Raw genomic sequence first — 9,937 nt, forward strand, 5'->3', positions numbered from 1 at the left:
CCTGTCCGAATTATTCAATAATCTTGGAGGCCCGGGCCAGCAGGGCTTCCGGCACAGTGACGCCGAAGTCGGCCGCGGCCTTCTTGTTGATGAACAGATTAAGCTCCTTCAGCATCTCCACGGGCATGTCGCCCACGGGGACGCCGTCCACCAGGATTTTCTTGGCCATATCCCCGGTCTGCTTGCCCATGCCGTAGTAGTCGAAGCCCAGGGAGGCCATGGTGCCGCGCTCCACGGAGTCCGTGTCGCCGGAGAAGATGGGCAGATCGCTTTCCGCCGCCACCTTGATCACGCTTTCCAGGGCCGAGACCACGGTGTTGTCCGTGGGCACGTAAATGGCCTGGCAGCGGCCCACCAGGCTCTTGGCCGCAGCCATGACGCCGGCGGAGTTCACCACCGTGGCTTCTTCCACGGCCACGCCCTGCTTTTTGGCTTCCGCCTTGAGCAGGTTCACCAGGGTAACGGAGTTGGATTCCCCGGCGTTGTACATCACGCCCAGGGTCTTCAGGCCGGGGAGGAACTCCTTGGCCAGGGCCACGTGCTTGTCCATGGGGGTGAGGTCGGTCATGCCGGAGACGTTGGCGCCGGGTTTGTCCATGTTCTTGACAAGGCCTGCGCCCACAAAGTCCGTCACCGCGGTGGCCAGGATGGGGATATTCTTGATCTTCTGCACCACAGCCTGGGCCGTGGGGGTGGCGATGGCCAGGATGAGGTCCGGCTTTTCGCCCTGGATCTGGCTGGCGATCTGGTTGGCTGTGGCGATGTTGCCCTGGGCGATGTGCACCGTGAACTTGGCGTCCACGCCGAGTTCCTTGAGGCGGTCCTCAAAGCCCTTGCGGGTGGCGTCCAGCGCGGGATGCTCCACAATCTGGGTCACGGAAATGGCGAACTGCTTGGCATGCAGCACAGAGGCCGAACCCAGCGCGCCAAGCACCAACAGCAGTGCAACGAGTCGTTTCATGGACAACACTCCTTATGAGGACTGAGGGACGATGAACACCGACACGACCTGCGCCTGTCGGCATGCAAGGCGGATGGAAAGTCTTCCCTCTACGATATTTCTGTGGCATGCTCAACCCCCATCCTCCGGAGTGGAACTTCCCAGACACCCCTTGTCCCAGCGTGTTCCCCATGCCAGCATCCAGCAACCCCAAACCACCCGCACCACCTGGAAGGCATGCCTCGAACCTCCCCCTTGACCTCCCCCTTGGCGGCGAGGCGCTGGTGGAAGTCAGAAGCACCCAGCGGCGCTTCAAATCCACCTTTCTGGGCATGGACCGCGACCAGTTCGTTCTGCTCAGGCTGCCCACGAATCGCCAGCTGCTGGATGTGCTGACCCCGCGCATGGAGCTCACGGTGCGGTTTCTCATGGAGGGCGGCCGCATCTGCGGATTTCAGTCCCAGGTAGCCCACATCTCCGTCAAGCCGTACCCGCTGCTCTTCCTCACCTACCCCCGCCGGGTGGAGGTGCTCAAGCTGCGCAAGCACGAGCGCGTCTCCTGTTTTCAGCCCATCCTGTTCTACCTGGGCGGAGAGGAAGTGCACGGGGTGATCGTCAACATCTCCGTCGGCGGCTGTCGCCTGCTGGTGGAGGAAGGCGAGCTGGAGGCGTTGCGGGGCAAGGCGCCCGGGGAACAGATCATCTTCAAGTTCCGGCTGTTCGGCTCGGAGGAGACCACCTACCTGCAAGGGGTGGTCAAGACCGCCTTCATGGAACACGACAAGCTCGCCCTGGGCGTGGCCTTCCGGGATCTGGAGATCGAAATGGCCGACCAGATCGAACGGTTTGTGGATACCATGCTCGCCTATCAACAGGTGTGATGGAGAGACTGCTGGCCCGTTGGTCTCACCCCTGCAATGCGGCCTCCAGCCGGTACACAAACCGCTGCACCGCCTCCTGGCTGGTGCTCCAGGACGTCATCCAGCGGGCCACGGGGCGATCGCTCGCGCCATCATCCCAGAAATAGAAAAAGAACTCCTCGCGCAACCGGGCCAGGAGCGGCCGCGGCGCACGCACGAACAGGGCATTGGTTTGCACCGGGTGCACGAACTCAAGACCCGGCACCCCGGCCACACGCCCGGCCAGCATCGCGGCCATGGCATTGGCGTGCCGGGCATTCTCCAGCCAGAGCTCCGTGCCGTACAGTTCCAGCAATTGCGCGGAAAGATAACGCATCTTGGAGACGAGCTGCATCCCCTGCTTGCGCAGGAACGGCAGCGCGGCGGCCAGATCGTCCCGAAACACCACCACCGCCTCGCCAAACATCATGCCGTTTTTCGTGCCGCCCAGGGTCAGGGCATCCAGGCCCACGTCGGCGGTCATTTCCTTCAGCGAGCAGCCCAGGGCCGCACAGGCGTTGGGCAGACGGGCGCCATCCATATGCAGCAACAGGTCGTGTTGTTTGCAGAAATCGGCCAGATCCCGCAACTCGTCCAACGAATAGCAGACCCCGAGTTCCGTGGACTGCGTAATGCTGACCACCCGCGGCTGCACCTGATGCACGAAGCCGCGGGATCCTAGCAGCGGTTCGATATCCCTGGGGAAAATCTTTCCGTGGCCCTGCGGGTTGGGCGCGGTGGTCAGGAGCTTGCGCCCGGCCACGGCCTCCGCGGCGCCGCACTCGTCGCGGTTGATGTGCGCGGACGGGGCGCAGATCACGGCCTCCCAGGGCTGGGTCATGGCCTGCAGGCAGAGCACATTGGCCGCCGTGCCCAGGAACACCGGGAAGCTGCGGCAGTCCGGTCCCAGCAGCGCCTGAAACTGCGCCGCCAGGGCCTTGGTCCAGGGATCGTCGCCGTAGGCGATGGCGTCCGCCTGGTTGGCGTCGGCCATGGCCTGCAGGATGCGGGGATGCACGCCGGCGTTATTGTCGCTGGCAACACTTTGCAGAGTATTGGAGATCATGGCGTTACAACTGGTTGATGTGCGCGGAAATGCAACACGACGTGCTGTAACGCAAGTGGGTGGATTGCGCAATCGACATGTCGGCGCACTCAAACAAGCAGTTGCACCAAACACGGTTCTTTCGTAAACAATATGCATAAATTCGACAATCCTGGCCATCGCCATATCTTTCCGGGGGGATTCCATGCATTTGGTCTTGCTGCGTGTGTGTCTGGCGTGCGCCCTCACCCTGTCCTGCGCTCCTGCCGCGGCCCAGGGGCTGCACATGTGGGAGGGCCAGGACGGGTCCATCGTCATCCAGGACAAGCGACCCATTGCGACACGGCCCGCGCCACGTGTTATGCAGGAACCAGCCAACGCCACCACTGCCGCCACTGCGGATCGCCCAGGGCAACAGGAAGACGCCGGCCGGCCCGGGCCAGCGTCAGCCGCCCCCGCCACCGCCACCGCCACCGAGCCCGCTACCGAGTCCGCCACCGAGTCCGCCACCGAGTCCGCCACCGAGCCCCACCCCCTGCGCCGCATGCAGGAGCAGCAGGCCATGGACTCGCTCGCCCCGGCCGGCACGCTGCCGACGGATCCGGCGGCGGAAGAATATGTGCAGCGCATGCTTGCGTTTGATCCGGAATTTCGGGAGCATTGGGCGCAGATGTCCGAGGAGGAGCGCCAGGCCCATCTGCAGCTGATGACCATGCTTGCCCAGCAGGCTCCGGTGCCGCTGGGAGCATTCAACGTCCTGATGCGCTTCATGTGGGTGCTGCAGGCTGTGAGCGTGCTTTCCTACGTGCTGATGGCCTGGTGCCTGGGCCGCATCTGCGCGCCCCTGGGGATCGGCTCCTTCGCGCAGTTCCTTATCCCGATCTGGAACCTGTACCTGGTTGTCAAGGCGGCGGGCTATTCCGGCTGGTCCCTCTTGCTGTTCCTGGTGCCGCTGGTGAATCTGGGTTTTTATTTCCACCTCATGGGAACCATTGCCGCGCGCCTGGGCAAGGGCTATGTGGCCTGGGCCTTCGCGCTGACCATCGGCGCCATGTTCTCAGGGCTGCTCATCGGGCTGTACCCGTTCTATCTGTTGGGGCGGCATGCGCAGGCGATGCAGTTCCGCCTGTCCCCGTCCGGGGCGGAGGTGGCGTAAACACGGGCACTGCCGGCAAAGCACTGGCGCGCCGGGGCAAACTGGTATACACAAACGCTCCACAGCGGAGGGATGGCCGAGCGGTTGAAGGCGGCGGTCTTGAAAACCGTTGACGGGGAGACCTGTCCGGGGGTTCGAATCCCTCTCCCTCCGCCACATAGTTGATTACACCCGTCTTCGGACGGGTTTTTTTGTGTATAAATTCCTTTTATTGCTAGTAATTATTGTCTGCTTCTGTTTTTCCGTGTCTTTTCCCGTCTGTTGACTGCTAGATTCTTACCCGGTAATTTCCTGGGTAATGGATTCTCTCTGGAGATGCTTCCCGAAATTACCCGGGAGCATCATCCCTGCAAATTAATACCTGAAGGAAAGTCCGGATTGTCTGCATTGTCTGCAAAGCCAATGCTGGCGCGCCTTCCCAGACGCAGACATGAAGTCTGCAATGTCTGCATTGTCTGCATGAAGTCTGCATGGCAAAAACACGGTGGAGGGCCACGCCATGACCACGAAAGCCAAAAAGCCATTGACTGACAAGGAGATACGCGCCGCCAAGCCAGGCGAGAAGGTCAAGCGCCTGCCTGACGGCACAGTGCGGGGTCTCTACCTGGAGATCAGGCCGGCGGGTGGCAAAAGCTGGGTGCTACGCTGGGAGAAGAGCGGCAAGGCAAATTCCATCGGGATTGGGCCGTACCCGGATAGGACGCTTGCCGATGCCCGCGCCCTGGCCCTGGAGCATCGCCGCTTGCTGCTGGATGGCCTGGACCCTGCCGGGGAGAAGCGGAAGGAACGCGAGGCCGCACGACATGAAGCCGAATTGGAGCGGGCCACCTTCGGCGCAGTAGCCGGAGAATGGTTCACGGGCATGGAACCCACATGGAGCCCGCGCCACGCCGCCACGGTGCGCCAGCGGCTGGACCATTACCTGCTGCCGCCCCTGGGCAGCCTGCCCATTGCCGAGGTGACGCCGCCGGTTCTGCTGGATGCGCTGCAACCGATGGTCAAGGCCGGGCATCTGGACACTGCGGCCAAGACCAAAATCATTGCCGGCCAGGTGCTGCGCTTCGCCATGGCACGCGGCTTGACCGCCTTTGACGCAGCGGCCTCCCTGCGGGGCGCATTGCCAGCCAAGAGCCGCGCACACCACCACGCCCACATGACGCACCCGAAAGAAATCGGCGGCCTCATGCGTGCAATCTACGCCTATGGTGGCGACTTCGTGACAATCGTTGCCCTGCGTCTCATGCCGCTTTTGCTCTTGCGCCCCGGCGAACTGCGCTCTCTGCTTTGGCGGGAAGTCGATCTGGACGCCGCCGAACTGCGGCTTGACCATGCCCCTGCCGAGCTGGACGCCCGCAAGGATGGCCGGAAGCTGCATAAGTGCCTGATTGTGCCGCTGCCCACGCAGGCAGTGGAGCTGCTGCGCTCGCTCCAGCCCTTGACCGGGCACTGCAAATTCGTCTTCCCAAGCGCCAGGACGCGCCACGGCGGGAAATGTGAGAGGCCCATGAGCGAGAACGCCCTTGCCGCCGCATTGGCCGCAATGGGCTATGCTGGACGCCAGACGCCGCATGGATTCCGGCACATGGCGTCAACCTGGATGAATGAACAGGGATGGCCAGCCGATGCCATTGAGCGACAACTGAGCCATGAGCCGAGGGACGCCGTGCGGGGAACCTACAACCTGTCGCAACTGCTGCCCGTGCGCCGGCAGATGTTGCAGGCATGGGCAGACTACCTGGACGCGTTGCGGGATGAGAAACCGGCGTAGCATGTTACACAATGCGACGTTTTGATACACAATTACACACCACAAGCCCTTGAAAACCGGCTATTGTCGGCAGCAACCGTGCGGATACCATTTTTTTGTTCTTTTATTGCTACATGTTAACGTCTTGGCACCGCTTTTTCTCTGGAGTATAAAGCAAAAAACAAGGCCAGCCGCGCCAACGACTGGCCTTGAAGAACCTGCCGGGGTGCTCCCCCCGACGCGGCAACACAAAGCGTGTGAATTTTGCCACGATGGAGCCCCCGGCGCAACCAAAAAGAGGATTGCGTCTTGGAACCCCTGCTCGTAACTGATTCTCAATTGGCTGGCATTCTTGGAATTTCCCGCGCAACCGTCTGGAATATGGTCCGCAGTGGCCAGATTCAAAAACCCGTGAAGTTGGGCCGGGCCTCCCGCTTCGACCGCGCCGCCGTCCTGACTGCCCTGGGCATCTCCACCGCCGCGAGCACTCCGCCTGCTGCTCCACCACCTGCGCCGGCTGATCCCGCGCCCCCCGCGCCCCCCGCGCCCCCCGCGCCCCCCGCGCCCGGTGTCAAGCGTGGCCGTGGCCGCCCCCGGAAGGTGCAGCCGGTGCAGGAGGTGGCCCATGGATAAACGAGAAAACCCCGCTGGCCGGCGGGGTCTCCAAGGGAAAAATCAAAGCGGACGAGATGCGGAAACCATAGCCGAACTCATTGCCCGCGTCAACACCGCCACCTTGCAGAACCTCTTGCCCCTACTGGAGAATCTGTTCCCTGCCGGCAAGCTCCAGGGCCAGGAATATCTTGTAGGCGACCTGGCCGGCAATCCCGGCAGAAGCCTGAGCATCAACACCGCGTCCGGCGTCTGGAAGGACTTCTCCACCGATGAGGGCGGACGTGACCCCGTGAGTCTGTACGCCGCCGCCCTTCGTCTCAAACAAGGCGAGGCTGCCCGCAGGCTGGCCGAAGTCCTGCGGCTGGACACATCGCCGCGCCCCGCCGCAGGTGGGCGCGTTGTTGACTTCAACGCCGTGCCGAGCGCGAAGCCCAGGCCAAGCCGCCGCGTCGTGGCCGGCTACGACTATCACGACGCCGCCGGGGAAGTCGTCTTTCAGGTGACGCGATGGGAGCCGAAATCCTTCACCCAACGCAAGCCGGATGGTCGCGGCGGCTGGATCAACAACATGCAGGGCGTGGCCCTGGTCCCGTTCAACCTGCCGGCAGTCCTGGCCGCCGATGAAGTCTTCATCACTGAAGGCGAGAAAGACGCCCTGGCCCTGGGCAAGCTGGGACTGGTGGCCACGACTAATGCGCAGGGCGCGGGCAAATGGCGTGAAGAGTACGGGCCGCACTTTCAGGGCAAGCAGGTGGTCATCCTGTCGGACAATGACGAACCGGGCCGCGCCCATGGGGAGGCGGTGGCCAAGCACCTGCATGGCGTGGCCGCATCGGTGAAGGTGGTAGAACTCCCTGGCCTGCCGGCCAAGGGCGATGCATCCGACTGGCTGGCCGCTGGCGGAACGCTGGAGGCGTTGCGGGAGCTGGTGGCCGTCGCCCCGGTGTGGGAGGACGCGCAAGAGCCCGCGCTCCCGCAGGGATGGGAGCTTGCACAAAAGATTCTGCCCCGCGTGCCGTTCCCCTGGGAGGTGCTGCCGGCTTCCATTGCGGCTTCCCTCAAGAGCTTGGCCCGGTCCTGCGCCACAAGTGCCACGCCGTTGCCGGGGTACGCCTGCTGCATCATCGCCGCCGCCGTGGGCCGCATGGCAGACGTGCAGATCAAATCATCCTGGAGAGAGCCGCTCATCTTCTGGCATGCGGATATCCGGGAATCTGGCGAAGGCAAGACCGCACCCGCACACATGCTGAAGGCGGAATTTGACCGCCGGCAGATGGCTGCCCATGAGCGCTATGACGAGCAGGTGCGAGCCCATGCCGCACTGCCACGCGACGAAAAAGCCAAAACCCCGGACCCCGAGAAACCGCGTGGATACTTCGCCACAAACTTGACCCTCGAGGGCGTTCGGCAAGACCTGGTGGGCCACCACACTGCCGGCCTGCTGGTGATCCTGGAAGAGTTTTCCGCGCTGATAAATGGTCAAAATCAATACAAAAGCAAGGGAACAGACCGCGAGGCGTGGTTGACCTTGCACGGCGGCGGGGCAGCCCGATTCCTGCGCCAATCAAAATCTATATTCATTGCCTGCTCAAGGGTGCAGGTCTGCGGAGGAATCCAGCCTGTCACTTTCCGCCGCTGCTTTTCGTCGGAGGATGGGCAATATCTGGTGGATGGATCCATCTTCCGTCTGCTGACGGTCTTCGAGCCCGCCGCGTCCCATGAGTTGACAGCCGCTGAATGGAGCGAGGCCGATGCCGCGCCCTGGCATCGGGCTGTTTCCCGCGCCCTGGAGTGGGCAGACGTCCGGCAAGACCCGCTTGTCATGACCCTCACGCCCGAGGCCGCCGCCCGCTTCTACGACTGGCGCAATGAGCTGTTTGCAAGCAAGGCAGACCTGCCCGAGCAGTTGCGCGGCTTCCTGCCGAAGGCTGTCGGCTACGCCGCCCGCCTCGCCGGGGTGTTGCACCTCATGCACGAATTTGCCGCCGGCCGCGAGCCGCACGGAGTGATAGACGTTCCAGCCATCCAACGTGGTATTGGCGCGTCCATGTTTTACCTGGGACAGGCCGTGAGCGCCGTGCAGTTGCTGCTGGGATGCGCCCCTGCCACACTGGTGGAGGTCTCAGAGCGTTCCCGGCGGTTGGCCGTTGTGCTGGAGTCCCTGCGAGGGGAGGCCAACAACGAACGCCTGGCCGTGGGGCATGTTCATGAGCGCTACAACGCTGCTGCTCCCGAAATTGAAAAGATATCCAGCCCGCACGCCATGGGCGGGCTACTGCGATCCTGCGGCATGAAGCTGACCCCCGGAAAGCATGACGCCAACGGCAAGCGCGGCGTCCGGTGTCTTGTGTGGGATGGGGCGCTTGAACAGTTCCTCGCAGCCTCACAACTGCATGCGCCAGCCCCGCCGCCTGCGCCAGAACCTGCGCCAGAACCTGCGCCACAGGCGGAGCAGCAGGACGCGGACTTCTGGGAAATCCCGAGCGAGGCCACCTCATGAACGTGGTCGCGGCCCTGCGCCGCTATGGCGTGGAACCTGTGTGGCGAGGCGGGAAGCTGGGCATCGTGGGCCTGGCTTCCCTGGACGCCGCCCGCGCCGAGATGGTCAAGCAGTTGGCCGCCGCCCATCGGCAGGCCCTGCTGGATGAACTGCGCCCCGATCCGGCCCCGCCGTCACGCGCTACGCTGGGACCAATCAGGCAAGGCGGCACGCATCCGAGCTGTGAGGCGTGGCCTGATCGTCCATCGTCACCATGCCCGGACTGCGGAACGCTGGACGCCTGGGAACCGACATGTGCCCCGCGTGGTTGGGTCTGCGCCTGCAAGACCATGCACGCCTGCCCCGGTGCGAGGGAAGCAGCGCGGCTTCTGTGGCGGTGCGACCATGAGCAGCCTTGCAGTGACGCATAATGCGGTGTATGTTGTATTAAACAGTCGTTTAATAGCGCAATAGAACACCCTCAAGCCGCTGAAAAAAGCCATGCAGACGGCAGAGAAACCGCGCTATCATTGGAGATTGCGAGTTATGGCCGTGAAAAAGAAAAGACGCCTGCGCACGCTTGACGACGTGGTGCGCCTGCTGGGCAGCGTCATCAACCAGCTTGAGCAGGGAGAGCTGGAGGAAGGCCGCGCACGGGCCATTGTGTACGCCGCTGGTGTTCTGCGCCAAGCCATCGAAGGCAGCGAGCTAGAGAAGCGCATTCAGGCTTTAGAAGCCGCCGCCATGGAGGGGAAACTATGAAGATGGCACGACGCATCGCCCGCTTGGAGTCCTCAGCAGAAGCCCGGAAGCCGATTCCGCCCGGCTTGGTGTTGTGGGAGCAGCCGGGAGGCTTCCGCGCCCTTAATGGACGTCTCTTTCTCACGGTGGCCGAAGCTGAGGCCGCGTTCCCGGAATGCACCCTAGCCACCATCCGCGTACGGACCGTTGACGTCAGCATAAAATCTGCCGAGCCGGCAATAAGGAAAGTTTGCGCAATGTGTGCTCATTGACCACCAAGCCGCCAGGTGGTCGCCCTAGCCCGCATATTGCACA

Annotated in this window: 9 protein-coding genes and 1 tRNA gene; 8 read left to right on the forward strand and 2 right to left on the reverse strand. The window is 63.2% G+C overall.

Features of this window, described 5'->3' with window-relative positions; genetic code table 11:
* Nucleotides 1-10 precede the first annotated feature (10 nt).
* Nucleotides 11-961: an ABC transporter substrate-binding protein gene (locus DGI_RS15265; protein ID WP_027193088.1), complete on the reverse strand. Its 951-nt coding sequence runs from the start codon at nt 959-961 to the stop codon at nt 11-13.
* A 170-nt stretch (nt 962-1,131) separates the two neighbouring features.
* Here DGI_RS15265 and DGI_RS15270 point away from each other — a divergent pair, with 170 nt between their 5' ends.
* Complete coding sequence (locus DGI_RS15270) at nt 1,132-1,821, forward strand: flagellar brake protein (RefSeq protein WP_021762097.1); 690 nt, start codon at nt 1,132-1,134, stop codon at nt 1,819-1,821.
* Nucleotides 1,822-1,846: 25 nt separating this feature from the next.
* Here DGI_RS15270 and DGI_RS15275 read toward each other — a convergent pair whose 3' ends face one another.
* On the reverse strand, nt 1,847-2,905 hold the full coding sequence (locus DGI_RS15275) for a threonine aldolase family protein (protein ID WP_021762098.1): 1,059 nt from the start codon (nt 2,903-2,905) through the stop codon (nt 1,847-1,849).
* Between the two features lie 184 nt (nt 2,906-3,089).
* On the opposite strand from DGI_RS15275, the gene DGI_RS18905 reads away from it, so the two are divergent.
* The 7 genes from DGI_RS18905 (at nt 3,090) to DGI_RS15300 (ending at nt 9,643) form a co-directional block, all read left to right on the forward strand.
* Entirely contained in the window at nt 3,090-4,040 is a 951-nt protein-coding gene (locus DGI_RS18905; protein ID WP_021762099.1) for a hypothetical protein, read from the forward strand.
* A 66-nt stretch (nt 4,041-4,106) separates the two neighbouring features.
* A tRNA-Ser gene (locus DGI_RS15285) sits at nt 4,107-4,196 on the forward strand.
* A gap of 343 nt (nt 4,197-4,539) precedes the next feature.
* Entirely contained in the window at nt 4,540-5,808 is a 1,269-nt protein-coding gene (locus tag DGI_RS15290; protein WP_027193085.1) for a tyrosine-type recombinase/integrase, read from the forward strand.
* 288 nt (nt 5,809-6,096) lie between these two features.
* Nucleotides 6,097-6,420, forward strand: a complete 324-nt coding sequence (locus DGI_RS18095) for a helix-turn-helix transcriptional regulator (protein ID WP_021762101.1) — start codon at nt 6,097-6,099, stop codon at nt 6,418-6,420.
* A complete protein-coding gene (locus DGI_RS17555) occupies nt 6,413-8,902 on the forward strand; it encodes a DUF3987 domain-containing protein (protein ID WP_021762102.1) in 2,490 nt (829 codons plus the stop codon). Before DGI_RS18095 ends, DGI_RS17555 begins: the two co-directional genes overlap by 8 nt.
* Nucleotides 8,899-9,312, forward strand: a complete 414-nt coding sequence (locus DGI_RS18545) for a hypothetical protein (RefSeq protein WP_021762103.1) — start codon at nt 8,899-8,901, stop codon at nt 9,310-9,312. Before DGI_RS17555 ends, DGI_RS18545 begins: the two co-directional genes overlap by 4 nt.
* 115 nt (nt 9,313-9,427) lie before the next feature.
* The gene (locus DGI_RS15300; protein ID WP_027193084.1) at nt 9,428-9,643 is read left to right on the forward strand and encodes a hypothetical protein; all 216 of its coding nucleotides are present in this window, start codon (nt 9,428-9,430) and stop codon (nt 9,641-9,643) included.
* Nucleotides 9,644-9,937 lie beyond the last annotated feature (294 nt).

The sequence above is a fragment of the Megalodesulfovibrio gigas DSM 1382 = ATCC 19364 genome (assembly GCF_000468495.1).
GTDB classification, from domain to species: domain Bacteria; phylum Desulfobacterota; class Desulfovibrionia; order Desulfovibrionales; family Desulfovibrionaceae; genus Megalodesulfovibrio; species Megalodesulfovibrio gigas.